The organism is Streptomyces sp. B5E4 (genome assembly GCF_039871555.1).
GTDB lineage: Bacteria > Actinomycetota > Actinomycetes > Streptomycetales > Streptomycetaceae > Streptomyces.
Genome location: NZ_JBDPMI010000005.1, coordinates 295,337 through 319,422 on the forward strand (window position 1 = coordinate 295,337; position 24,086 = coordinate 319,422).

At 72.4% G+C, this 24,086-nt stretch carries 19 protein-coding genes and 1 tRNA gene; 16 read left to right on the top strand and 4 right to left on the bottom strand.

Going from position 1 to position 24,086, the window contains the following annotated elements:
* The first annotated feature begins 20 nt into the window (after positions 1-20).
* The 5 genes from ABGA99_RS10095 to ABGA99_RS10115 all read left to right on the top strand — a co-directional run bounded on the left by ABGA99_RS10095 (position 21) and on the right by ABGA99_RS10115 (position 5,729).
* The gene (locus ABGA99_RS10095; protein WP_347575561.1) at positions 21-1,262 is read left to right on the top strand and encodes a branched-chain amino acid ABC transporter substrate-binding protein; all 1,242 of its coding nucleotides are present in this window, start codon (positions 21-23) and stop codon (positions 1,260-1,262) included.
* 108 nt (positions 1,263-1,370) lie between these two features.
* Entirely contained in the window at positions 1,371-2,300 is a 930-nt protein-coding gene (locus ABGA99_RS10100; protein ID WP_101425117.1) for a branched-chain amino acid ABC transporter permease, read from the top strand.
* Positions 2,301-2,305: 5 nt separating this feature from the next.
* Positions 2,306-4,102, top strand: coding sequence for a branched-chain amino acid ABC transporter permease (locus tag ABGA99_RS10105; protein WP_347575732.1), 1,797 nt, complete (start codon positions 2,306-2,308; stop codon positions 4,100-4,102).
* A gap of 5 nt (positions 4,103-4,107) precedes the next feature.
* Positions 4,108-5,016 (top strand): ABC transporter ATP-binding protein, encoded by a 909-nt coding sequence (locus ABGA99_RS10110; RefSeq protein ID WP_347575733.1) that lies wholly within the window; start codon positions 4,108-4,110, stop codon positions 5,014-5,016.
* The gene (locus tag ABGA99_RS10115; RefSeq protein ID WP_347575562.1) at positions 5,013-5,729 is read left to right on the top strand and encodes an ABC transporter ATP-binding protein; all 717 of its coding nucleotides are present in this window, start codon (positions 5,013-5,015) and stop codon (positions 5,727-5,729) included. The genes ABGA99_RS10110 and ABGA99_RS10115 overlap by 4 nt, the downstream gene beginning before the upstream one ends.
* A gap of 107 nt (positions 5,730-5,836) precedes the next feature.
* Here ABGA99_RS10115 and ABGA99_RS10120 read toward each other — a convergent pair whose 3' ends face one another.
* Positions 5,837-6,511, bottom strand: coding sequence for a response regulator (locus tag ABGA99_RS10120; RefSeq protein ID WP_347575563.1), 675 nt, complete (start codon positions 6,509-6,511; stop codon positions 5,837-5,839).
* Between the two features lie 105 nt (positions 6,512-6,616).
* Between ABGA99_RS10120 and ABGA99_RS10125 the strand changes: the two genes are divergently transcribed.
* The 3 genes from ABGA99_RS10125 (at position 6,617) to ABGA99_RS10135 (ending at position 9,371) form a co-directional block, all read left to right on the top strand.
* Positions 6,617-6,699 (top strand) — tRNA-Leu (locus tag ABGA99_RS10125).
* 84 nt (positions 6,700-6,783) lie between these two features.
* Positions 6,784-7,572 (top strand): helix-turn-helix domain-containing protein, encoded by a 789-nt coding sequence (locus ABGA99_RS10130; RefSeq protein ID WP_347575564.1) that lies wholly within the window; start codon positions 6,784-6,786, stop codon positions 7,570-7,572.
* Positions 7,573-7,715: 143 nt separating this feature from the next.
* On the top strand, positions 7,716-9,371 hold the full coding sequence (locus ABGA99_RS10135; protein ID WP_347575565.1) for a lytic transglycosylase domain-containing protein: 1,656 nt from the start codon (positions 7,716-7,718) through the stop codon (positions 9,369-9,371).
* 17 nt (positions 9,372-9,388) lie between these two features.
* On the opposite strand, the gene hrpB is transcribed toward ABGA99_RS10135, so the two are convergent.
* Together hrpB and ABGA99_RS10145 are read right to left on the bottom strand one after the other, a co-directional pair.
* Positions 9,389-12,028, bottom strand: a complete 2,640-nt coding sequence (hrpB, locus tag ABGA99_RS10140) for an ATP-dependent helicase HrpB (protein WP_347582480.1) — start codon at positions 12,026-12,028, stop codon at positions 9,389-9,391.
* A 45-nt stretch (positions 12,029-12,073) separates the two neighbouring features.
* Complete coding sequence (locus ABGA99_RS10145) at positions 12,074-12,952, bottom strand: class I SAM-dependent methyltransferase (protein ID WP_347575567.1); 879 nt, start codon at positions 12,950-12,952, stop codon at positions 12,074-12,076.
* Positions 12,953-13,291: 339 nt separating this feature from the next.
* Here ABGA99_RS10145 and rpsA point away from each other — a divergent pair, with 339 nt between their 5' ends.
* From rpsA to ABGA99_RS10165, 4 genes are all read left to right on the top strand, one after another.
* A complete protein-coding gene (rpsA, locus tag ABGA99_RS10150) occupies positions 13,292-14,785 on the top strand; it encodes a 30S ribosomal protein S1 (RefSeq protein WP_101425124.1) in 1,494 nt (497 codons plus the stop codon).
* Between the two features lie 173 nt (positions 14,786-14,958).
* Positions 14,959-16,158, top strand: coding sequence for a histidine kinase (locus ABGA99_RS10155; protein ID WP_347575568.1), 1,200 nt, complete (start codon positions 14,959-14,961; stop codon positions 16,156-16,158).
* The gene (locus ABGA99_RS10160; protein ID WP_326795301.1) at positions 16,155-16,823 is read left to right on the top strand and encodes a response regulator transcription factor; all 669 of its coding nucleotides are present in this window, start codon (positions 16,155-16,157) and stop codon (positions 16,821-16,823) included. The genes ABGA99_RS10155 and ABGA99_RS10160 overlap by 4 nt, the downstream gene beginning before the upstream one ends.
* Before the next feature lie 303 nt (positions 16,824-17,126).
* Positions 17,127-19,364, top strand: a complete 2,238-nt coding sequence (locus ABGA99_RS10165) for an MMPL family transporter (protein WP_347575569.1) — start codon at positions 17,127-17,129, stop codon at positions 19,362-19,364.
* Between the two features lie 156 nt (positions 19,365-19,520).
* Here the strand turns inward: ABGA99_RS10165 and ABGA99_RS10170 are convergent, their stop codons facing one another.
* The gene (locus ABGA99_RS10170) at positions 19,521-20,759 is read right to left on the bottom strand and encodes an ABC transporter substrate-binding protein (protein ID WP_347575570.1); all 1,239 of its coding nucleotides are present in this window, start codon (positions 20,757-20,759) and stop codon (positions 19,521-19,523) included.
* Between the two features lie 294 nt (positions 20,760-21,053).
* On the opposite strand from ABGA99_RS10170, the gene ABGA99_RS10175 reads away from it, so the two are divergent.
* The 4 genes from ABGA99_RS10175 (at position 21,054) to ABGA99_RS10190 (ending at position 23,856) form a co-directional block, all read left to right on the top strand.
* Positions 21,054-21,980: a PAC2 family protein gene (locus ABGA99_RS10175; protein WP_347575571.1), complete on the top strand. Its 927-nt coding sequence runs from the start codon at positions 21,054-21,056 to the stop codon at positions 21,978-21,980.
* Positions 21,981-22,008: 28 nt separating this feature from the next.
* Complete coding sequence (gene coaE / locus ABGA99_RS10180; protein WP_347582481.1) at positions 22,009-22,629, top strand: dephospho-CoA kinase; 621 nt, start codon at positions 22,009-22,011, stop codon at positions 22,627-22,629.
* Between the two features lie 95 nt (positions 22,630-22,724).
* Positions 22,725-23,090 carry a tetratricopeptide repeat protein gene (locus ABGA99_RS10185; protein WP_047015160.1) on the top strand — a complete coding sequence of 122 codons (366 nt, stop codon included), beginning with the start codon at positions 22,725-22,727 and terminating at the stop codon, positions 23,088-23,090.
* Positions 23,091-23,181: 91 nt separating this feature from the next.
* Entirely contained in the window at positions 23,182-23,856 is a 675-nt protein-coding gene (locus tag ABGA99_RS10190) for a nitroreductase family protein (RefSeq protein WP_347582482.1), read from the top strand.
* Positions 23,857-24,086 lie beyond the last annotated feature (230 nt).

The window sequence follows — 24,086 nt, forward strand, 5'->3', positions numbered from 1 at the left end:
GCCAGGGGAAAGGACTGATCGTGCGTCACCGTTCCTTGCTCATACTCACCACTGCGGTCACCGCAGGGGCTCTCACGCTGTCTGCTTGCGGTTCCCGCGACGACGACAGCGAAGGCGGGGGCGGTGGCGACGGAACGACCGTCGTTATCGGCCTCGACGCCCCGCTGACGGGTGACCTCTCCGCCCTGGGCATCGGCATCCAGAACTCCGCCGAGCTCGCCGTGAAGACGGCCAACCAGAACGAGGAGGTCAAGGGCGTCACGTTCGAGCTCGAGCCCCTCGACGACGTGGCCCAGGCCCAGCAGGGCCAGCAGAACGCCACCAAGCTCGTCGGCAACGAGGACGTCATGGGCGTCGTCGGCCCGCTCAACTCCGACGTCGGCCAGTCCATGCAGAAGGTCTTCGCCGACGCCGACATGGTCCAGGTCTCGCCCGCCAACACCAACCCCGCCCTGACCCAGGGCGAGGAGTGGCAGTCCGGCGAGAAGACGCGGCCGTTCGACACGTACTTCCGCGTGTCCACCACCGACGCGATCCAGGGCCCGTACGCCGCGCAGTACCTCTACAACGAGGAGAAGCTGAAGAAGGTCTTCGTCATCGACGACAAGAAGACCTACGGCGCCGGCCTCGCCGGCACCTTCGCCGACGAGTTCGAGAAGCTCGGCGGCAAGGTCGTCGGGACCGACCACGTCAACCCCGACGACAAGGACTTCGCGGCCATCGCCACGAAGGTCAAGAACTCCGGCGCCGACTTCGTCTACTACGGCGGCGAGTACCCGGCCGGCGCCCCGCTGGCCGCCCAGGTCAAGAAGGCCGGGGCCAAGATCCCGACCGTCGGCGGCGACGCGCTGTTCAGTGCCGAGTACGTCGCCCTCGCCAAGGAGAACGCCGAGGGCGACATGGCCAGCTCCGTCGGCGCCCCGCTGACCGAGCTGGACACCGCCAAGGAGTTCATCAAGAACTACGAGGCGGCCGGCTACGAGGACGCGTTCGAGGCGTACGGCGGCTACTCCTACGACTCCACCTGGGCCATCATCCAGGCCGTGAAGACCGTCGTCGAGGACAACGACGGCGAACTGCCCGGTGACGCGGACGAGGCCCGCAAGGCCATCACCGAGGCCATGAACGACGTTTCCTTCGAGGGAGTGACCGGCAGCGTCGGCTTCGACGAGTTCGGCGACACCACGAACAAGCAGCTGTCGCTGTACCAGGTCAAGGACGGCGAGCACGTGCCGCTGACCAGCGGCGAGTTCGAAGGCTGACCGGGGCGACCACCACCGCCCATTGATCACACAGACCGCAAGCGGGGGGGGGGCCCCCCCCCCCCCCCCCCGCGCGGCCATATCTGACACCCACTCGGAGGCCCAGCGGTGAACGATCTGCCGCAGCAACTTGCCAACGGCCTGCTACTCGGCGCCTTGTACGGGCTCATAGCCATCGGCTACACGATGGTGTACGGCATCGTCCAGCTCATCAACTTCGCCCACGGCGAGATATTCATGATCGGCGGCTTCGGCGCCCTGACGATGTGGCTGTGGATGCCGAACGGCACCAGCCTGCTCGTCGCCCTGCCGCTGATGATCCTCATGGCCGTCATCTGTTCCGTGCTCGTCGGCGTCGGCGCGGAACGCTTTGCCTACCGCCCCTTGCGCGGCGCACCCCGCCTCGCCCCCCTTATCACCGCGATCGGCCTGTCCATCGCCCTTCAGCAGGCCATCTGGGCCTGGTACCCCGAGGCCACGAAGTCGCGGCCCTTCCCCGAGTTCTCCGGCCCGCGCATCGACTTCGGCGCGTTCACCATCGAACGCGGCGAGCTCTACCTGCTCATCGCCGCCCCCGTGTGCATGATCGCCCTCGGCTTCTTCGTCTCCAAGACCCGCACCGGCCGCGCCATGCAGGCCACGTCGCAGGACCCGGACACGGCCAAGCTCATGGGCATCAACACCGACCGCATCATCGTCATGGCCTTCGCCATCGGCGCCGCCTTCGCGGCCATCGCGGCCATCGCCCACGGCCTGCGCTACGGCGAGGTCAACTTCAAGATGGGCTTCATCGCCGGCCTCAAGGCCTTCACCGCCGCCGTCCTCGGCGGCATCGGCAACATCTACGGCGCCATGATCGGCGGCGTAGTCCTCGGTCTCTCCGAGGCCATGGCCACCGCCTACATCGCCGACATCCCCGGCATGGAGCAGCTCGGCGGCGGTGCATGGAAGGACGTCTGGGCGTTCGTCCTGCTCATTCTCGTACTGCTCTTGCGGCCCCAGGGCCTCTTGGGCGAACGCGTCGCGGATCGGGCGTGATAGCGATGACCACCCTGGAGAAAGACACCGCATCCGCCACCGCCCCCGCGGCCGGCGCGCTGCCCCTGCCGCCGGGCCCCGCCCGGCTGCTCGCCTACGCCGGCGCCCTCGGCACCCTCGTCTCCACGTTCCTCTCGTGGACCTACACGGAGGAGTTCCCGGGCAACCTCACCGTCTACGGCTACCCCGGCGGGCTGCAGCTCCTGACCCTCACCGGCGCCCTGCTCACCCTGCTGTTCCTGCTCTCCGGCAGCGGCGTGCGCGGACTGCGCTGGCTCACCCCCGGCGGCGCCAACAGCGCAGTACGGCTGCTCGCGCTCGGCACCCTCGGCGTCACCGGCTACACCGTCGGCGCCATCGTCAAGAACCTCGGCGGCCTGATCAACGTCGACCCCGGCGGCTACATCGCCGTGGCCATGGCCCTGATCGCCGTCGTCGGCGCCCTCGGGCTGCCGTCGGACGTCCCCCCGGACGCCGAGAACCCGCCGGCCAACCCCTGGGAACGACTGACGCACTCGCTGAAGGCGCCCGTCCCGGGACGGCTGCGGGACCTGCCGGGCTGGGTGGAGATCGTCATCATCTCCGCCGCCTTCGCCCTCGGCCTGTACGTCTTCACGTTCGGCATCGACACCGACTACGCCGAACTCTTCATCGGCTACATGGTGCTCGTCTCCTTCGCGTTCCCCGCCGTGGGCCGCGCGGGACTCACCCGGCAACTGGGCCAGCTCACCTCCAAGCACCGGAACGTGACCGTGACGGCGGCCTTCGTCGCCGCGTTCGCCTTCCCGTTCACCCAGAGCAACGACGCCTACGCCAGCATCGGCACCAACATCCTCATCTTCGCCACCGTGGCGCTCGGCCTCAACGTCGTCGTCGGCCTGGCAGGCCTGCTGGACCTCGGCTACGTCGCCTTCCTCGGCGTCGGCGCGTACACCGCGGCCCTGGTCTCCGGCGCACCCACCTCCAGCATCGGGGTCACCTTCCCGTTCTGGGCGGCCGTGCTCACCGGCGCCGCGGCATCACTCGTCTTCGGCGTGCTCATCGGCGCCCCGACCCTGCGGCTGCGCGGCGACTACCTCGCCATCGTGACCCTCGGATTCGGCGAGATCTTCCGCATCGGCGTCCAGAACCTCGACGGCGACTCCGGGCCCGACGTCACCAACGGCCCCAACGGCATCCCGAACATCCCGGAGCTGGAGATCTTCGGGTTCAACCTCGGCGAAGAGCACACCATCCTGGGCCAGGAACTGGGCAGGTTCTCCAACTACTTCCTGCTCATGCTGCTCTTCACGGTCGTGATCGTCACGATCTTCCGGCGCGCGGACCAGTCGCGCATCGGCCGCGCCTGGGTCGCCATCCGCGAGGACGAGACCGCCGCCCGCGCCATGGGCATCAACGCCTTCCGGCTCAAGCTCCTCGCCTTCGCGCTCGGCGCCACCCTGGCCGGCATGGCGGGCACCGTACAGGCGCACGTGACGTACACCGTCACACCCACCCAGTACAAGTTCGTCGAAGCCGTGCCACCGAACTCCGCGTTCCTGCTGGCAGCCGTCATCCTCGGCGGCATGGGCACCGTCAGCGGCCCCCTCATCGGCGCGTCGCTGCTCTACCTGATCCCCGCCAAGCTGCAGTTCGTCCAGGAATACCAGCTGCTGCTCTTCGGCGTGGCGCTGGTCCTGCTCATGCGCTTCCGCCCGGAGGGCCTCATCGCCGACCGCCGGAAGCAGCTCGAGTTCCACGACACCGGCCAGCTCGACGTGCCCAAGGAAGATACCGGCCTCAGCAAGAAGGTGGGGGTGTGACACCGATGGTCAGCGACACCGTCCCCGCCAAGGGATCCGGCGGCGGGACCGTCCTGGACGCCCGCGGCGTCACCATGCGCTTCGGCGGCCTCACCGCCGTACGCAACGTCGACCTCACCGTCGACCACGGCGAGATCGTCGGGCTCATCGGCCCCAACGGCGCCGGCAAGACCACCTTCTTCAACTGCATGACCGGGCTCTACATCCCCACCGAGGGCACGGTCAGGTACAAGGGCACGGTCCTGCCGCACCGCTCCCACCGCGTCACCGAGGCGGGCATCGCCCGTACCTTCCAGAACATCCGTCTCTTCGCCAACATGACGGTCCTGGAAAACGTCCTCGTCGGCCGGCACACCCGCACCACCGAAGGGCTGTGGTCCGCGCTGCTGCGCAACCCCGGCTTCAAGAGGGCGGAGCGGGCATCGGAAGCACGCGCCATGGAACTGCTGGAGTTCACCGGGCTGGCCGCCAAGCGCGACCACCTCGCCCGCAACCTCCCCTACGGCGAACAGCGCAAGCTGGAGATCGCCCGGGCGCTGGCGAGCGAACCCGGACTGCTGCTCCTCGACGAGCCCACCGCGGGCATGAACCCGCAAGAGACCCGGGCCACCCGCGAGCTGGTCTTCGCGATCCGCGAGCAGGGCATCTCGGTGCTCGTCATCGAACACGACATGCGGTTCATCTTCGGGCTCTGCGACCGCGTCGCCGTCCTCGTCCAGGGCGAAAAACTGGTCGAGGGCACCCCCGAGATCGTCCAGAGCGACGAGCGCGTCGTGGCCGCGTACCTCGGAACGCCCTTCGAGGGCGTCCCGGAGGACGAAGCCGCCGACGAGGTCGCCGCCGCCGAGGACGCGCTCGCCAGGAACACCGGGAGCGGCAGCACCCCCAAGACGAGCAAGGAGGGCGACGCGTGACCGCGCTACTGCAGGTCGACGACCTGAAGGTCGCCTACGGCAAGATCGAAGCCGTCAAGGGCATCTCGTTCAGCGTCCAGCGCGGCGAGGTCGTCACCCTCATCGGCACCAACGGCGCCGGCAAGACGACGACCCTGCGCACCCTCTCCGGACTGCTGAAGCCCTCCGGCGGCAAGATCTTCTTCGACGGCACGCCGCTCAACGGCGTCGGCGCCCACAAGATCGTCGCCATGGGCCTCGCCCACTCCCCGGAAGGCCGCCGGCTCTTCCCCCGCCTCACCATCACCGAGAACCTCCAACTCGGCGCCTTCCTCCGGAAGGACGCGGCGGGCATCGAGCAGGACATCAAGATGTGCTACGAGCTGTTCCCCATCCTCGGCGAACGGCGCAAGCAGGCCGCCGGCACCCTGTCCGGCGGCGAGCAGCAGATGCTCGCCATGGGCAGGGCACTGATGTCCCGGCCCAAGCTGCTCATGCTCGACGAACCCTCCATGGGCCTCTCGCCGATCATGATGCAGAAGATCATGGAGACGATCCGGGAGCTGAAGGCCCAGGGCACCACCATCCTGCTCGTCGAGCAGAACGCCCAGGCCGCGCTCTCCATCGCCGACCACGGACACGTGATGGAAGTCGGCAAGGTCGTCCTGTCGGGCACCGGAGAGGAACTGCTGCACGACGAATCCGTGCGCAAGGCCTACCTCGGCGAAGACTGACAGCCGACCGCACAGCCAGAGCGGCCCGCGCCCCGGGGAGGGGGGCACGGGCCGCTCGCGCACGTTCGCGGCGCGGTCGCACGGAAGCCCCGCAGAGGCTCCGCGGACTAACCCTGCTTCTTCTTGGCCTTCTTCTCCGCGTCGTCCTCGATGACGGCCTCCGCCACCTGCTGCATCGACAGCCGGCGGTCCATCGACGTCTTCTGGATCCACCGGAACGCCGCCGGCTCCGACAGCCCGTACTCGGTCTGCAGGATGCTCTTCGCCCGGTCCACCAGCTTGCGCGTCTCCAGGCGCTGCGTGAGGTCGACGACCTCCTTCTCCAGCGCCTTCAGCTCGGTGTAACGCGAGACGGCCATCTCGATGGCCGGCACCACGTCACCCTTGCTGAACGGCTTCACCAGATACGCCATGGCCCCCGCGTCCCGCGCCCGCTCGACCAGCTCGCGCTGGGAGAACGCGGTGAGCATGAGCACCGGCGCGATGGAGTCGGCGGCGATCCGCTCGGCGGCGGAGATCCCGTCGAGCACGGGCATCTTCACGTCCAGGATCACCAGATCCGGCTCATGCTCCCGCGCCAGCTGCACCGCGGTCTCCCCGTCCCCCGCCTCCCCGACGACGGTGTACCCCTCCTCCTCCAGCATCTCCTTCAGATCGAGCCGGATGAGGGCCTCGTCCTCGGCGATGACGACCCGGGTGGTCTGCGGCGGCACGTGCTCGTCACCGCCGGGGCTGGCGGCGGCGATGTCCTCCGGGGTTTCGGGGGTCTCGGGGGCGCTCACGGTGCTCCTCGGGGTATTGCCTGGCTGCGATAGGGGGGCACCCACGAGAGTACCGACCGCGCCGCCGGCGGAGAGCACGCGGTAGGCTTGGCCCGCGTCGAGCGGGCCCGGTTGGTGGAACTGGTCAGACACGCGGCTCTCAAACAGCCGTGCCTTCGGGCATGTGGGTTCGAATCCCACACCGGGCACTTCTCGCTCAACCGGAGCGCACCGTTCTCGTGAATTCGGGCCGCGAAGCGGTGCGATCACGTGCGATCGCGCACAGTTGTTCCATGTGTACACATGGTAGAGATGTACGCGACCAGGCACTTGCCATGCTGCGCAACGGGGCGCGGAACGCTGATGTCGCCCGAGAACTCAGCGTTCCCGTGGGAACGATCGGCTACTGGCTCCACCGGGACCGTGCGCGGCGTGGGACGTTGCCGGGTGTTCCGGAGCGGCCGTGCCCGCGGTGCGACGGCCGGCCGCTGGACGACGCGGCTTATGCCTACCTCCTGGGCCTCTACCTGGGCGACGGCCACATCGTCCGGTACTCCGGGCACCGGGTCCCCAACCTCATGATCACCTGTGCCGACGACTGGCCCGGACTGATGCTCGACTGCCGCCGTGCGATGAGCGCGGTCTTCCCGCACAACAGGGTCTGCCTGGTCGCGAGGACTGGCTGCCACAACGTGAAGGTCTACTCCCGGCATCTGCCCTGCCTGTTTCCCCAGCACGGTGCCGGCAAGAAGCACGAGCGGCGGATCGCGGTCGAGCCGTGGCAGCAGGAGATCCTCGACCGGCACCCCTGGCCCTTCATCCGCGGGCTCATCCACTCCGACGGATGCCGGATCATGAACTGGACCACTCGTGTCGTCGCCGGGCGGCGAAAGCGCTACGAGTATCCGCGCTACTTCTTCAGCAACAAGTCCGACGACATCCGCAAGCTATTCACCGACGCGCTCGACCGGGTCGGCGTGGAGTGGTCGACCCTCGCCCGCGGCTGCGACCCGTTCAACATCTCCGTCGCCAGGCGCGCGTCCGTCGCGCTCATGGACGCCCACGTCGGGCCGAAGTACTGACTCCACGCCTCCGGCGTCCGGTGGATGTCCGGGTGCCGTCACCGTTCATCCACAGGCGGTAGAACGCGGCATCAACTTGACGTATGGTCGCGAGCATTGCTGTGCGGGGGAGCCTGCAGACCTACGGAGGGGACGGGTAGGCGATGTCTGCGCCGACGCGACGACGACTGCGCAAGGGTGCGATGACCGCGGCGGTGGCAGCCGCCGCGATGGCGGCGCTCACGGCCTCACAGGCGCCGGGGCTCTCCGCGGGGCCGGACGCCCCCGGGAAGAGCGCCCCCGACCAGGCGCCGGGGGGCGGGGAGGACTCGATCACGGGTGGGTCCCCTTATTACACCGACCTGCCGCCGCTGGAGAGCGCCAACCCCTCGCCGAGTGACGAGTTGGAGGACGAGGCCGACGAGTCCGGTATTCCGGCGACGGTTCTCGACGCGTACAAGCAGGCCGAGAGCAGCCTCGCGAGCAGCAACCCCGGGTGCAACCTGGAGTGGGAGCTGCTGGCGGCCATAGGCCGGGTGGAGTCGGGGCACGCCCGCGGCGGTGACGTGAACGCGGAAGGTACGACCCATAACCCCATCCTCGGCCCCGTGCTGAACGGCAACGGCTTCGCCGACATCAGGGACACCGACGGCGGCGAGTACGACGGGGACACCACTCACGACCGTGCGGTCGGCCCCATGCAGTTCATCCCCTCGACCTGGGCCACCTGGGGCAGCGACGGCAACGACGACGGCGACCGGAATCCGAACAACGTCTATGACGCCGCCCTGTCCGCCGGGCGTTATCTGTGCGCGGGCGGGCGCGATCTGTCCTCGCAGTCCGATCTGGAAGCCGCCATCCTCGGGTACAACCAGTCGGAGTCGTATCTCCGTACGGTCCTGACCTGGTACGACTTCTACAAGGAGGGCGGCGCCGACCCGGTGCCCGACGGTACCGGTGCCGACCCGGGCGACCGCAGCGACGGCATCAACACGCCGACCCCGTCGCCGAGCCCGTCGGAGAGCGACCGGCCGGGCAAGGGCGGCGGCGACGGCAAGGACGACGGCAAGGGCGGCGACAGCCCCAGTCCCGACCCCAGCGACCCCCCGCCGTCCGGCGGTGGGGGCGGGGGTGACGACGACCCCGAGGAGCCGTCGCCGGCGCCGACCATCGAGGACCTGCGCGTGGCGAGTCCGCAGTCCTCCACCGCGTACACCGGCGCCGACTTCGCCGAGCGCCCGAAGGTGCGGGGCGTGACCTCGCGCGGCACCGGCGTGTCCGGCAAGACGGTCACGTTCACGATCAGCGGCCAGACCGGCGCGGTCTTCGCCGGCGGCGGGAAGACGGCGTCCGTCACCACCAACAGCTCCGGTTACGCGACGGCGCCCGTGGTCGAGGCGGGCAAGCTGACCGGGGAGTTCAGGATCCGCGCCACGACGGGCGGCGGCGTGAGCCCGGTGGACTTCGCCGCCGAGGTGGAGGCGTCGTACGGGCTGGCCCGGGTCGGTGACGCGGCGCTGAAGGCGGCGGCCGGCGGCGAGTTCGGCCCCGTAGAGGCCAAGGTGACGTACCGGGACGGTCCTGCCGTGAAGGCGCCGGTGACGGCGGCGATGGTCACGGAGGCGGGCGAGCCGAACGACACGGGCCCGTACTTCAAGGACGCCGAGGGCAACCCGGTCCGCAAGCTGAACCTGACGACGGAGGACGACGGCACGGTGAAGCTGCCGACGATCCAGGCGGGCGACGCGGCGGGCACGTATCTGCTGCTGCTCACCACGAGCGAGGGCGTGACGCTGACGCTGGAGCTGACCGTCGAGTAGGGCTCCGGGGCCGCCGGTCAGCGGCCGGCGTTCGTGCGGCGCGTGGTGTGCCGGGTGGGCGCGGCCGTGGCCGGGTCTTCGGGCCAGGGGTGCTTCGGGTAGCGGCCGCGCAGTTCGGCGCGGACCGCGGGGTAGCCCTGCCGCCAGAAGGACTCCAGGTCCGCGGTGACGGCGGCGGGGCGGCCGGCGGGTGACAGCAGGTGCACCAGCAGCGGTACGCGTCCGTCGGCGATCCGCGGTGTCCGGTCGAGGCCGAAGAGTTCCTGGAGCTTGACGGCGAGCACGGGCTGCTGCGGGTTGTCGTAGTCGACGCGGATTCGGGATCCGCTGGGCACCTCGATGCGTTCGGGCGCGAGTTCGTCGAGGCGGGCGGCTTCGCCGCGGGCCCAGGGGAGGAGCCCCCGGAGTACGCGGCCGGCGTCGATGCGGCGCGGGTCGTCGTCGAGCCAGTCGCCGGCGCGGGCGAGGAGTGCGTCGTCGGAGACGTCGGGCCAGGGGTCGCCGAGTGCGCCGTGGAGGAACGCCAGCCGGGGGCGCAGCGCGCGGGCGTGTTCGGACCAGCGCAGCAGTGCGGTGCCTTCGCGGCGCAGCCCGTCGAGGCGGGCGGCCTGGAGGCGGGCGGGGTCGGGGTGGGGGAGGGGCCGGGCGCGGAGTTCGACGGCGCCGAGGCGGGTGACGCGGCGGGCGACGGTTTCGTGTCGTTCGGCGGACCAGGTGACGTCGTCTTCGGTGCGGAGCAGGGTTTCCGCGGCCCGTAGCGCGGTGGCCTCGTCGAGGGGGGCGCCGAGCCGCAGCCGGGCGCGGGCGGTGCCCACGGGCCGGTCGGCGACGGCGACGGCCAGCCACGGCTGTCCGCGCAGGGCGGATTCGGCGCCGGCTTCCACGCGCGTTCCGGACGCCATGAGGTACGACCCGTCGCCGCGTCCGCGGGCGACGCGCTCGGGAAAGGCCAGCGCGGCGACGAGCCCGGCGACGGCGTCGTCGCCGGGCCCGCCGCCCTTCCGGGCGGGGGAGCGGGACGCGGCGGTGTGTCCGGCGGCGTCGTCGGCGGCGGCACTCGCAGACGGGCGCGCCGGGGCCGGGGCACCCGCCGGCGGGTCACCCGCCGGGGTGCGCAGCGCGCGCCGCAGGCGCTGGGCTTCGCGGCGCCAGCGGGGGGCGTAGGCGTCGCCGCCGCGGCGGGCGCGGCGCCAGGCGGCGGCGAGGTCGTCGCCGTAGGAGCGCGGCGGCTCCTCGCTGAGCAGCGCCACCGCTTCCGCCGCCGCCCCGGGGCCGGCTTCGGCGGCGGCGTCGAGGAGGGCGCGGCCGAGCCGGGGGTGCAGGCCGAGGCCGGCGAGGCGGGTGCCGCGGGGTGTGGGGCGGCCGGCGGTGTCCACGGCGCCGACCGCCCGCAGTACCTCGCGGGCGGCGGCCAGCGCGCCCGGCGGCGGGGCGTCGAGCAGGGCGAGGCCGGTGGCGTCGGGGTCGCCCCAGCAGGCGGCCTGGAGGGCGAATCCGGCCAGGTCGGCGACGGCGATCTCCGGCGAGGGGTAGCGCGGCAGCCGTCCGTCCTCGGCCTCCGACCAGCAGCGCAGCGCCAGCCCGGGGCCTTCGCGCCCGGCCCGGCCCAGCCGCTGCGTGGCGGTGGCGGCCGATACCCGTACGGTCGTGAGCGCCCCGAGCCCGCGGGTGTGGTCCATGCGCGGCTCGCGTGCGAGACCGCCGTCGACGACGGTCCGCACCCCCGGCACGGTCAGGCTGGATTCGGCCACTGCGGTGGACAGGATCACGCGCCGTTCGCCGGGGGCGCTGCCGCGCAGCACGGCGTTTTGCACCTCGGCCGGCGCCTGCCCGTGCAACTGCAGTACGTTCGCGGCCGTATCCGTCAGCAGTCCGGCGACGCGGGCGATCTCGCCGACGCCGGGCAGGAAGCACAGCACGTCGCCGTCCGGCCGGCGCAGCCCTTCGCGTACGACGTCGGCGATGTGGGCCAGCAGCGCGGGGTCGACGCGGGTGCCGTGGGCGGGGCGTACGCCGGCGGGCGGGGGGCGGTAGCCGATCGCCACGGGGTGCATCGTGCCTTCGCCGTGGACGACGGGGGCGGGCGCGGTGGCGCCGGGCGCGGTGGCGCCGGGCGCGGTGAGGAGGCGGGCCCAGGCGGCGGTGTCGGAGGTGGCGGAGGCGGCGACGAGGCGCAGTTCGGGGCGGAGGGCGGCGCGTACGTCGACGAGGAAGGCGAGCGCGGTGTCGGCGTCGAGGTGCCGTTCGTGGCACTCGTCGAGGAGTACGGCGTCCACTCCGGCCAGCTCGGGGTCGCGCTGGAGGCGTTGCAGGAGGACTCCGGTGGTGACGACCTCGACCCGGGTGCGCGGCCCGGCGCGGCGCTCGCCGCGGACGGTGTACCCGACCTGCTCGCCGGTCTCTTCGCCGAGCAGCCACGCCATCCGGCGTGCGGCGGCCCGGGCTGCCATGCGGCGGGGCTCGGCGACGAGCACCCGGCCCGGCGCGGCCCCCTCGCCGGGCACGAGCCCGGCGAGGGCCAGCGGTACGAGTGTGGTCTTGCCGGTGCCGGGCGGCGCCCCGAGCACGGCGGCGCCGGGTCCTTCGAGGGCCGCGCGCAGGGCGGGCAGCGCGTGCCGTACGGGCAGGGCGTCGAGTGCGTCGGAGCGGAGGGCCACGGACGCCAGTGTGCTACGGACCGCGCCCCGGCCGCCGCGGGTCCCTCAGGCCGCTTCGCAGACGAAGATCGCCGTGCCGGGGATCAGGTGTCCCCGCAGCGGCGACCAGCCGCCCCACTCCTGGTCGTGCCACTGCGGCCACTCCGGTTCCACCAGGTCCAGCAGCCGGAACCCGCCCGCCACCACGTCGCGTACCCGGTCGCCCAGCGTCCGGTGGTGTTCGACGTACAGTGCGCGCCCTTCGTCGTCCTGCTCGACGTACGGCGTGCGGTCGAAGTACGACGCGGCGACCGACAGCCCTTCGGGACCGGGTTCGTCGGGGAAGGCCCAGCGCACGGGGTGGGTGACGGAGAAGACCCACCGCCCGCAGGGCCGCAGCACCCGCCGGACTTCCCGCATCACCGCGACCGGTTCGGCGACGAACGGCACGGCGCCGTACGCGGAGCACGCCAGGTCGAACGCCCCGTCGCGGAACGGCAGCGCCGTCGCGTCCCCTTGCAGCAGGGGGAACGGCGCGGCCCCGCCGGACGCTTCGAGGGCCAGGCGGCGCGCGTGCTGCAACTGACGGTGCGAGAGGTCCAGCGCTACGGGCCGCGCCCCCTGTTCGGCGAGCCAGCGTGAGCACTGCGCCGCCCCGGCGCCCACCTCCAGCACCGCGCGTCCGGTCAGCGAATCCGCGGGACCGAGCAGCCGCGCCTCGGCCTCGTCCAGCCCCTCCGGGCCCCAGATGAAGCGCGCGCCGTCCGCGCCGCCGAGGAAACCTCCGTGCTCGCGCTGGTAGTCGTCGGCGTTGCGGTCCCACCAACCACGGCTCGCTTGCCGGGTTTCCCGCGCGGGAACGGGCCGTCGGGTAGCCTCTGCCGGAACATCCGCATCAGCGGCACCGCCGACACCGTCCGTACCTTTTTCGTACTCGTGGACCATCGGCCGGACCCGTCGTAGTACCTTCCTGCCACGCGCGAGAGTGACGGAGCGCCACTACTGCCGGGTATGGGGCGGCATGCCCCAGGTGCACTCTTCGCGCATTGACCATGCCCGGCTGCCCCCGTATGCTACAAGTTGCGCTGCGGGCCTGCGCGCCTCGGACGGAGCAGGTCGCGCTCGCATCTGTTGTATGTCCCCTCGGTTCACGAGGCGCTGCCGGACTCCCGGGTGGAGTCGGGAAAGCGCCTCTTAGGCTGTCCGGCTTCGGCGGTGCGATCACAGGGCTCACGGCGTGGAGTGACGACGACTCAACGTGCCCGTACCGGAGCCCAATCCCACATGACGAGCAGCACCGAGAACACCGCGGCCGCCCCGACGCAGGTCGCGGTCAACGACATCGGTTCCGAGGAAGCCTTCCTCGCCGCGATCGACGAGACGATCAAGTACTTCAACGACGGCGACATCGTCGACGGCGTCATCGTGAAGGTCGACCGGGACGAGGTCCTGCTCGACATCGGCTACAAGACCGAGGGTGTCATCCCTTCCCGGGAACTCTCGATCAAGCACGACGTCGACCCGAACGAGGTCGTCGCCGTCGGTGACGAGATCGAGGCCCTTGTGCTCCAGAAGGAGGACAAGGAAGGCCGGCTGATCCTCTCGAAGAAGCGTGCGCAGTACGAGCGTGCGTGGGGCACCATCGAGAAGATCAAGGAAGAGGACGGCATCGTCACCGGTACCGTCATCGAGGTCGTCAAGGGCGGTCTCATCCTTGACATCGGCCTGCGGGGCTTCCTGCCCGCATCGCTGGTCGAGATGCGCCGCGTGCGTGACTTGCAGCCCTATGTCGGCAAGGAGCTCGAAGCCAAGATCATCGAGCTGGACAAGAACCGGAACAACGTGGTTCTGTCCCGCCGTGCCTGGCTTGAGCAGACCCAGTCCGAGGTCCGCCAGACCTTCCTCACCACCCTCCAGAAGGGCCAGGTGCGATCGGGTGTGGTCTCCTCGATCGTCAACTTCGGCGCCTTCGTGGACCTGGGCGGCGTGGACGGCCTGGTGCACGTGTCCGAGCTGTCCTGGAAGCACATCGACCACCCCTCCGAGGTCGTCGAGGTCGGCCAGGAGGTCACGGTCGAGGTCCTGGACGTCGACATGGACCGCGAGCGCGTCTCGCTGTCCCTGAAGGCGACCCAGGAAGACCCGTGGCAGCAGTTCGCGCGCACGCACCAGATCGGTCAGGTCGTGCCCGGCAAGGTCACGAAGCTGGTGCCGTTCGGCGCGTTCGTCCGCGTCGACGAGGGCATCGAGGGCCTGGTCCACATCTCCGAGCTGGCCGAGCGCCACGTGGAGATCCCGGAGCAGGTCGTCCAGGTCGGCGACGAGATCTTCGTCAAGGTCATCGACATCGACCTGGAGCGTCGCCGCATCAGCCTCTCGCTGAAGCAGGCGAACGAGACCTTCGGTCCCGACCCGATGGCCGTCGACTTCGACCCGACGCTCTACGGCATGGCCGCCTCGTACGACGACCAGGGCAACTACATCTACCCCGAGGGCTTCGACCCCGAGACCAACGAGTGGCTCGACGGGTACGAGAAGCAGCGCGAGGAGTGGGAGGGCCAGTACGCCGAGGCCCACACCCGCTTCGAGCAGCACCAGGCGCAGGTCGTCAAGTCCCGCGAGGCCGACGCCCAGGCGGCGGCCGAGGCGGGCGACTCGGCGCCGGCCCCGTCCGGCGGCGGTTCGTACTCCTCCGAGGGTGCCGACGACTCCGGCGCGCTGGCCTCGGACGAGGCGCTGGCGGCGCTCCGCGAGAAGCTGGCCGGAGGCCAGAGCTGACCGCGGGCCGGGTGGCCCAGTAGTACGCAGCACGACGGACGGAAGCCCGCCGTCCCCTCCGGGGGACGGCGGGCTTCCGCCGTGTGTGCCGTTCCTCCGGGGCGTACGGCCGGAGCGTGCGGGGCTCCGTGGCTGCGCTCCGGGGCCTCCACCCGGGCACGTACGCTGGGGTCATGTCCCCGCCCGTACGCCAGCTCCGCCTGCCCCAGGGCCGCGCGGCGGACACCGCCCTCGCGGCCGGGACGGGTGCGCTGGTGGCGCTGGGCACGCTGCAGGCGTTCGTCGGCCAGCGCAGGGAGTCGTGGGGGACGACGGCGGTGGGCTGGGCGCTGATCGCGCTGGCCTGCGGGGCGCTGTACTTCGCCCGCCGCCATCCGGTCGCCGTGGGAACGCTCGTCATCCCGGTCGTCGGCGTCTACTACGTGAGCAGCGCATACGACGGTCCGCTCTTCCTCGTGCTCGTCATCGCGCTGTACTGCGTGGCCGCCGCCGGGCGGCTGCGCGCGGCGGCGGCGCTGGGCGCGCTCGTCGTCGCCGGCACCGCCGCCGGGACACTGTCGGGCAACGACGACGTCAACGGCATCGCGCTGTTCATGCTCACCGGCTGGGTGGTCGCGGTGGTGGCGCTGGGCGCGATGTGGCACGGACGGCGCGCGCACGTCGAGGGCGAGGCGCGCCGGCGTGCGACCGAGGAACGGCTGCGCATCGCACGCGAGTTGCACGATGTCATCGGGCACCACATCTCGCTGATCAACGTCCAGTCGGGTGCCGCTCTGCACCGGCTGAAGAAGAGCGACGCCCCCGACCCGGCCGCCACCGACGCGCTGGCGACCATCAAGGAGACCAGCCGCGAGACGCTGCGCGAACTGCGCACCACGCTGGGGGTGCTGCGGCAGGTCGACGACGAGGCGCCTACGGCGCCCGCGCCCGGGCTGGCGCGCCTGGGCGAGCTGACGGAGCGGGCGGCGGACACGGCGGGGCTGCGGGTGAAGACGGTGGTGGCGGGCGCGGAGCGGACGCTGCCGGCGGAGCTGGACCTGACCGCGTACCGGGTCGTGCAGGAGTCGCTGACGAACGTCGCGCGGCATGCGCGGGGGGCCACGTCGGTGACCGTACGGCTGGACTACGGTGAGCGGGAACTGCGCCTCGCGGTGGAGGACGACGGCCGGAGCGCCGCCGCCGGCGCCCGCGCCGCAGGTGGATCAGGTGCCGGGCCCGGCACCGCCGCGACCGGCGGCGGCAGCGGTATCGGCGGGATGCGGGAGCGGGCGCGGGCGGTCGGCGGGGAGCTGGCCGCGGGGCCGCGGCCCGGCGGCGCCGGCTTCGCCGTCACCGCCCGGCTGCCCTACGGAACGGAGCACGCCCAGGCATGATCAGGATTCTGCTCGCGGACGACCAGAAGCTGGTGCGCGCCGGCTTCCGCTCGATCCTGGCGGACGAGGACGACCTCGACGTGGTCGGGGAGGCGAGCGACGGCGCCGAGGCGGTGGCCGCGTGCCGCGAACTGCGCCCCGACGTCGTCCTGATGGACATCCGGATGCCGGGCACCGACGGCCTGGAGGCCGCGCGGCGGATCGCCGCGGACGAGCGGCTGGCGGACGTCCGGGTCGTCATCCTGACCACGTTCGACCTCGACGACTACGTGTACGGGGCGCTGCGGGCCGGGGCCGCCGGGTTCCTGGTCAAGGACACCGAGCCGGAGGAGCTGATCCACGCGGTGCGGGTGGCGGCGCGCGGCGACGCGCTGATCAGCCCGTCGGTGACGCGGCGGCTGATCGCCGAGTTCGCCGGCCGGGTGAAGGCGCCGGAGCCGAGCCCGCGGCTGAACGCGCTGACGGAGCGGGAGGCCGAGGTGATGCAACTGGTCGCGGCGGGGCTGACGAACGACGAGATCGCGGCACGGCTGGTGCTGAGCCCGGCGACGGCGAAGACGCATGTGAGCCGGATCATGACGAAGCTGGGGGTGCGCGACCGGGCGCAGTTGGTGGTGCTGGCGTACGAGTCGGGGATGGTCCGTCCGGGCTGGCTGGCGCCCTGACGGCGGCGCTCCGCAGCGCCCGTCACCCGCACGTCCCCCACGCACCCGCCCAAGGGTAGGCGGCCCCGCCGACATCGACCCTCCCCCGGACCCTCGCGACTCCGGCGACCCGCCCCCGCGCCGGGCCGCCGGTGCGCGGGGCCGCAGGGGGATCATCCGCGTCCCCTAGGGGTTCCCGCCGGATTCCGGGGGCGGGCGCAACCCGGGTAGTACGGGGCCGGCGGCGGACGCAACCAGCGGGGTAGGGGCGGTGTCCGCGTCCGGCCGACGTGCCCGCCCCAGCCGGCCCACCACGCTGGCGTCATGTCCGCACACCGCGCAGCTCCGCCGCCCACCGCCCCCGAACCACGCCCCGGGCTCTTCGCCCGGCTCGCCGACTGGTCGCGCCGCCGCCGCCGGCTGGCGATCCTCCTCTGGGTCGCCGTCCTCCTCGGCGTCACCGCCGCCTCCCAGGCCGCCGGGAGCAACTGGCGCAACGACTTCTCCCTCCCCGGCACCGACTCCCAGGCCGCCACCGACCTGCTGGAGCGGCACGGCTCCGCGCAGGCCGGCGACAGCGTGGAGATCGTCTTCAAGGACGAGCGGGGGCTGCGCGCCGCGGGCACGGAGCAGGACGTCGAGCGCATGCTGGAGCAGGTGCGGGGGCTGCCGAGCGTCGTGGACGTGCGCAGCCCGTACGCCGACGGGGGTGCGGCCGTCTCCGAGGGCGGCGACATCGCGTACGCCACCGTCACCCTCGACGGCAAGGCGGAGACCGTGCCGAAGGCGGACGTCGAGAAGATCATCGACACCGCGCGGGACGCACGGACCGACGCGCTCCAGATCGAGCTGGGCGGCGAGGCCGTGCGCGGCGCCGAGGAGGAGGGCGGCGGCGGAGCCGAGGGCGCGGGCATGCTCGCGGCGCTGGTGATCCTCGTGCTGCTCTTCGGTTCGCTGGTGGCCGCCGCGGTGCCGCTGGTCACCGCCCTGTTCGCGGTCGGCACCGCCGTCGGCCTGATCACGATGGCCGGGCACCTCTTCACCGTCGCCGACTTCACCCCGCCGATCATGATGCTCGTCGGCCTCGGCGTCGGCGTCGACTACGCGCTGCTGATCTTCTACCGGTACCGCCACGAGCTGATCCGCGGCGCGGACCGGGACGGCGCCGCCCGTATGGCGCTCGACGCAGCCGGGCGCACGGTCTTCTTCGCCGGCTGCACCGTCATCATCGCCCTCCTCGGCCTCGTCGCCCTCGGCCTCGGCTCGCTGCAGGGCGTGGCCCTCTCCGTGGCGCTGACCGTGCTGGTCACCATGGCCGCCTCGCTGGTGCTGCTGCCCGCACTGCTCGCCGTGCTCGGCCGGCGCATCCAGCGCCACGTCCTCAAGCGCGCCGAGAAGGCGGCGGCCAAGGGGAAGACCGAGGGCAGCCGCTGGCGCGCCCTGGCCGGTGCGGTGCAGCGCCGCCCGCTGCCCGCGCTCGTCGCCGCCCTGGTCGCGCTGCTGGCGCTGTCCGCGCCGGCGCTCGGCATGCGGCTCGGCTTCGCCGACGCCGGGAACGACGCCCCCTCCAGCACCGGCAGGAAGGCGTACGACCTGCTCGCCGAGGGCTTCGGGTCCGGCTTCAACGGCCCGCTCGTCGTCGTCGCCCAGGGCGACGGAGCCGCCGGTGCGGCAGAGGCGGGGGAGCAGGCGCAGGCCCGGATCGCGCAGACCGACGGCGTCGCCGCGACGACCCCGCCGCTGCCGTCCGAGGACGGCGAAGTCGCCACCGTCATCGTCTTCCCCGAGTCGGCGCCGCAGGACGCGGCGACCGCGGACCTCGTGCACGACCTGCGCGACGCCGTGCTGCCGCCGCTGGCGGCGGAGACCGGTGCCGAGTACCTGGTCGGCGGCGCCACCGCCGGCACACAGGACTTCTCCGACACCGTCGCCGACCGGATGCCGCTGTTCGTCGCCCTCGTCGTCGGGCTGTCGACGCTGCTGCTGATGGTGGTCTTCCGCTCGCTGTGGATCCCGCTCAAGGCGGCGGTGCTGAACCTGCTGTCCATCGGGGCCGCGCTCGGCGTGATCACGCTGGTGTTCCAGGAGGGCTGGTTCGGCGTGGAGCAGGGACCGATCGAGGCGTTCATCCCCGTGATGATCTTCGCGATCGTCTTCGGGCTCTCCATGGACTACGAGGTCTTCCTCGTCTCCCGGATGCACGAGGAGTGGGAGCGTACGAAGAACGCCGGGCACGCGGTACGCGAGGGCCTGGCCGTCACCGGGCAGGTGATCACGGCGGCGGCGCTGATCATGATCGTGGTGTTCGCGGCCTTCATCCTGAGCCCGAACCGGATGCTCCAGCAGTTCGGTCTGGGGCTCGCGGTGGCGATCCTGCTGGACGCGCTGGTGATCCGCTGCCTGATCGTGCCCGCGGTGATGCAGTTGCTCGGCCGGCATGCCTGGTGGCTGCCCGGCCCGCTGGCCAGGAGGCTGCCGAAGGTGGCGCTGGAGCGTCCCGAGGCGCCCGCGGGGCACGAGGAGCGGGAGCGCTCCGGGCAGCGGGGGGTCGAGGTCTCGTAGGACAGCGGCAACCGCCGAGCGTGCGGCGGCCCGCCCGTACGGCCATGGCTGCGGCCACGGCCCCGGGCGGGCCCGCGCGCGTACGGCAGGCGCGCGGGAAGGCGCGTGGTCACGCCCGTACGCCCTCCGCGGAGGACGCCCGTTAGCCCTCCCCGCTCAGCGGCGCTTCTCCGCCTCCTGCCGCCACTCGCCGCCCTCCCGGCGGTCGAGCCACACCACCGGATGCGCCTCGGCTTCCGACAATTCCTTCCACCAGCCGCCCAGCGTCCCCCGCACCGGCACCGTCGGCAGCGCCTCGGCCAGCGCGGCGCGCGCCAGGTCCGGTTCGTTGCTGTTGCGCTCCTCGGCCGAAACGGTGTCCCAGGCGGAGAGCATGGCGCGGGCGGCGTCGTAGGTCTCCACGGCGTACGGGCGGGTGGCCAGATCCTCGCCGAGGGCCTGGCGGACGGCGGTGCGGCGGTCGGCGTCGGGGTCCAGGCGGACGTCGTAGTGGCCGCGGACGGTCAGCCAGCCGTCCGGTACGGAGAGGTCCGCGCCGGCGGCCGGATTGCGGCCGGTACACGTCGGCGCCGTCGGGTCCCACAGCGCCTTCACCCCGTCGAAACCGCTGTTCTCGACCTCCTCCACCCACTCCGCCAGGTTCCGCACCCCGCCCTCCAGGAACACCGCGTCCGGCGCGAACCGGCGGAGGGCGTCGGCGAGCTGCCCCGCGTCGTCGGTCCGCACCTCGACCCCGTCCGCGCGCAGCCGGTCGACCAGGGCCCGGGTGGGGCCGGTGGCGGTGCCGCCGCGGACGTAGACCTTGCGGACCCCGGGCTCGGCGGCGAGGTGGCGGGCCATGACGACGCCCATGTCGGCGGTGGAGGCGGAGGAGCGCAGCTCGTTGGTGTCGGCATAGCGCGGCTCCGGGCTGGGGCCGGCGCCGTCGTGGCGGCAGGCGCGTACGACGGGGAGCCGGAAGGACGTCAGGCCGCTCTCCGGCAGCTTGAGCGCCGGATCGCCGCCGACGACGCCCGTCAGGCCCGGCTCCATCTCCAGCCAGCGGGCTATGAGCCGGCGGTTCGCAGGCTCGGTGGACTCCTTGTGGGCGGTCAGGTCCGAGACGGCCAGCGGGGGCGTCGCGACGCCGCCGTTGCCGCCGCCGCTGCCGTTGCCGTGGTCGGTGAGCGCCCGGGTCACGCTGCGGGTCAGGACGGTGTCCCGCCCGCCGCCCGGGTCGGCGTCGCCGAGGGCGCCTATGCGGTACACGCCCGTGAAGGCGGCGGCCGTGGTGGCGTCGGGCGACGGCCCCCCCGGCGGTCTCAGCCCGGTGCCGCCGGGCCATGCGGACACGACGATGCTTGCGATCACGAGGACACAGGCACCGATGGCGGCGAGCGTGAGGGAGCGCGACACGCGGCGCCGCCCCCCTCGGCGGGGCCGTAGCGGCTCCCGCAACCCGCCGCGCCCGCCCGGGACTTCTCCTCCCGGCCCCTCCTGAGGCACGACGACCCCCTCCTTCCGCCGAGAAGGACGCTATCCGCAGCGGCGAGGTTCCGCCGCCGTACGTCATGATCCAGCCAGTCGGCCGCCCGGTTTCCGGCGCGGGGGAGCCCGGCTGACCTGGTGTCCGCCGCGCCGCGGCCGCCGCGCGCGCAATCCGTCCGCGTCACCGGGAATCACCGCGGGCACGCAGGGTGTTACACCTCCATGGGCATGTACGAATGGGACCCCAGCGGGCTCGCGGCCGTCGACGCGGTGCTGGAGCACGACTCGGCGGGGCTGACCCTGCTCTACCACCTCGAAGGCTTCATGGACGCGGGCGAGACCGGCGCCCAGATCAACGAGCGGCTTCTCGACGACCTTCCGCACGAGGTCGTCGCCCGCTTCGACCACGACCGGCTCGTCGACTACCGCGCGCGCCGGCCCCTCATGACGTTCCGCCGCGACCACTGGGCCGCCTACGACGTTCCCCAGCTCGAACTGCATCTCGTACGCGACGCCACCGCCAGCCCGTTCCTGCTGCTGACGGGCCCCGAGCCGGACGTGGAGTGGGAGCGCTTCGCCGAGGCCGTCCGCGAGATCGTGGAGCGTCTGAACGTGCGTCTGGCCGTCAGCTTCCACGGCGTCCCCATGGGCGTCCCGCACACCCGCCCGGTGGGTCTCACGCCGCACGGCAACCGCACCGACCTGGTGCCGGGTCACCGCGGCGTCTTCGACGAGGCGCAGGTCCCCGGCAGCGCCGGCGCGCTGCTGGAGTACCGCCTCGGCGAAGCCGGGCACGACGTCCTCGGCGTCGCCGCGCACGTGCCGCACTACCTGGCCCGCACCCCGTACCCCGACGCGGCGCTGACCGTCCTGGAGTCGATCACCTCCGCGACGGGCCTCGTCCTGCCCGGCGTCGCGCACGCGCTGCGCTCCGAAGCGCTGAAGGTGCAGAACGAGATCGAGCGGCAGGTCGACGAGGGTGACGAGGAACTGGTGGGCATGGTCCGCGGGCTTGAGCACCAGTACGACGCGCTGGCCGGCGGCGACGACCGGGAGAACCTGATGGCCGAGCCTGCCGAGCTGCCCTCGGCGGACGAGCTGGGCAACGCCTTCGAGCGGTTCCTCGCGGAGCGCGAGGAGGGCGACTGAGGCGCGTGGGCGGGCCTACGCTGGACCCATGCTGACGGTGGGACTGACCGGCGGGATCGGCGCCGGTAAGAGCGCGGTGTCAGGGCTGCTTGCCTCGTACGGGGCGGTGCTCGTCGACTCCGACAGGATCGCCCGCGAGGTGGTGGAGCCCGGTACTGCGGGGCTGGCCGCGATCGTCGCGGAGTTCGGCGAGGGCGTGCTCGCCGTGGACGGCAGCCTGGACCGGGCGAAGCTCGGGGCCATCGTCTTCGCCGACGCCGACCGGCGCCGGGCCCTGAACGCCATCGTCCACCCCCTGGTCCGCGAGCGCTCCGCCGCGCTGCAGGAGGCGGCGGGCCCGGACGCGATCGTCGTGAACGACGTGCCGCTGCTGGCCGAGAACGACCTCGCCGGGCTGTACGACGTCGTCGTGGTCGTCGACGCCGCGCCCGCCACCCGGCTCGACCGGCTGGTGCGGCTGCGCGGCATGGCGGAGGACGAGGCGCGCGCCCGGATGGCGGCGCAGGCCACCCGCGAGCAGCGGCTGGCGGTCGCCGACATGGTCGTGGACAACGACGGGACGCCGGAGGAGCTGGCGGAGCGGGTACGGAAGGTCTGGGAGGAACTGGTGGCACGCAAGGGGGTCAGGGGGCGGAATAGCGGGGCATGATCCCGTGTTGGGAGGCGAATCGTCTCCCTGTTGTCTCCCGGCGGCAAAGGGGAGGCGGGAGACGGAAGACGCAGCAGACGAGGAAGGAGTCCGCCGTGGCCGAGCGCAGCCCGGAGACCGACGTCGTCGACTACCGGGCGGCCGAGCAGTTGCTCGCCGCCCGTGATCCGCGCGGCGCCGTCCAACTGCTCGACCCGCTGGTCGAGGCCCATCCCGAGAAGGTCTCGCCGCGGCTGCTGCGCGCCCGCGCGTACTTCATGAGCGCCCGCCTCGGCCCGGCCGAGGCCGACTTCCGCACGGTCATCGACCGCGAGCCGGACAACGCCTACGCGCACTTCGCCCTGGCTCGCACGCTGGAACGGGCCGGGGGCGATCCGGACGAGGTGCGCCGGCACTTCCGCCTGGCGGCGGCGCTCGACCCCCGGCCGGACTTCGTGGACGCGGCGGGTTTCGAGGAGTAGCCAAGACGCGGGCCGGCCCTCGGGGCGGGGCGGGGGTGTTCGGCTCGTATCAGGTCTGGGCCGGGGCCGCGGGCCGTGCTCTGCTGGGCTGATGACGACCTCGCAGGCGTTTCCGGCCCCGTATCCCACCGTCCCGTACGAGCCACTCGGCGTGCCGGCGCCGGACGCGGAGGTGCGCAGTCGCGCCTTTCACGACGCGATGAGCCGCCGCCGTACCGTACGGGACTTCTCCCCGCGCCCGATCCCGGACGGCGTTTTGGAGTGGGCGATCCGTACCGCCGCCACCGCGCCCAGCGGCGCCAATGTGCAGCCCTGGCGCTTCGTCGTCGTCACCGACCGGGACCGCAAGCGGCGGCTGCGGGAGGCGGCGGAGAAGGCGGAGCGGGAGTTCTACGCGCGCCGGGCGTCGCCGGAGTGGCTGGAAGCGCTGGCGCCGCTGGGTACGGACTGGCACAAGCCGTTCCTGGAGGTGGCGCCCGCGGTGATCGTCGTCTTCGAGGTGCACAAGGGGCCGCAGAGCCCGCGCCCGTACTACACGAAGGAGTCGGTCGGCATCGCCGTCGGCTTCCTGCTCGCCTCGCTGCACCAGGCGGGGCTCGCGACGCTCACGCACACGCCGAGTCCGATGCGGTTCCTGGGTGAGGTGTGCGAGCGGCCGCCGGAGGAGCGGGCGGTGTACGTGATCCCGGTCGGCTACCCGGCGGACGGGGCGCGGGTGCCGGACATCCGGCGCAAGGCACCGGACGACGTGATGATCCGGCTCTGAGGGCGCCCGGCGCACCGTGTGGGGGTGCGCGCCGGCGCGCGCTGACGTGCGCCTGTTCGGGCTGCGGGTGCCGCAGAAGTCGCTGTGGTGCACCGAACCGTTGACCGCGTGACGCGGGCCGCTTACTCTGATGCGCGCATGCCAGAAAGCGCTTTCTAGGCGGACTCGTCAGACGCGGGAGAGGCGGTTGTGCGCATGATCGGCAGGCACGAAACGGACCAGGGAGCCGA

Coding starts and splice junctions, on each gene's coding strand:
- coaE (WP_347582481.1), top strand. CDS start 22,009: ATGCTGACGGTGGGACTGACCGGCGGGATCGGCGCCGGTAAGAGCGCG.
- rpsA (WP_101425124.1), top strand. CDS start 13,292: ATGACGAGCAGCACCGAGAACACCGCGGCCGCCCCGACGCAGGTCGCG.
- ABGA99_RS10135 (WP_347575565.1), top strand. CDS start 7,716: ATGTCTGCGCCGACGCGACGACGACTGCGCAAGGGTGCGATGACCGCG.
- ABGA99_RS10145 (WP_347575567.1), bottom strand. CDS start 12,952: ATGGTCCACGAGTACGAAAAAGGTACGGACGGTGTCGGCGGTGCCGCT.
- ABGA99_RS10130 (WP_347575564.1), top strand. CDS start 6,784: ATGTGTACACATGGTAGAGATGTACGCGACCAGGCACTTGCCATGCTG.
- ABGA99_RS10160 (WP_326795301.1), top strand. CDS start 16,155: ATGATCAGGATTCTGCTCGCGGACGACCAGAAGCTGGTGCGCGCCGGC.
- ABGA99_RS10105 (WP_347575732.1), top strand. CDS start 2,306: ATGACCACCCTGGAGAAAGACACCGCATCCGCCACCGCCCCCGCGGCC.
- ABGA99_RS10155 (WP_347575568.1), top strand. CDS start 14,959: ATGTCCCCGCCCGTACGCCAGCTCCGCCTGCCCCAGGGCCGCGCGGCG.
- ABGA99_RS10110 (WP_347575733.1), top strand. CDS start 4,108: ATGGTCAGCGACACCGTCCCCGCCAAGGGATCCGGCGGCGGGACCGTC.
- ABGA99_RS10165 (WP_347575569.1), top strand. CDS start 17,127: ATGTCCGCACACCGCGCAGCTCCGCCGCCCACCGCCCCCGAACCACGC.
- ABGA99_RS10190 (WP_347582482.1), top strand. CDS start 23,182: ATGACGACCTCGCAGGCGTTTCCGGCCCCGTATCCCACCGTCCCGTAC.
- ABGA99_RS10175 (WP_347575571.1), top strand. CDS start 21,054: ATGGGCATGTACGAATGGGACCCCAGCGGGCTCGCGGCCGTCGACGCG.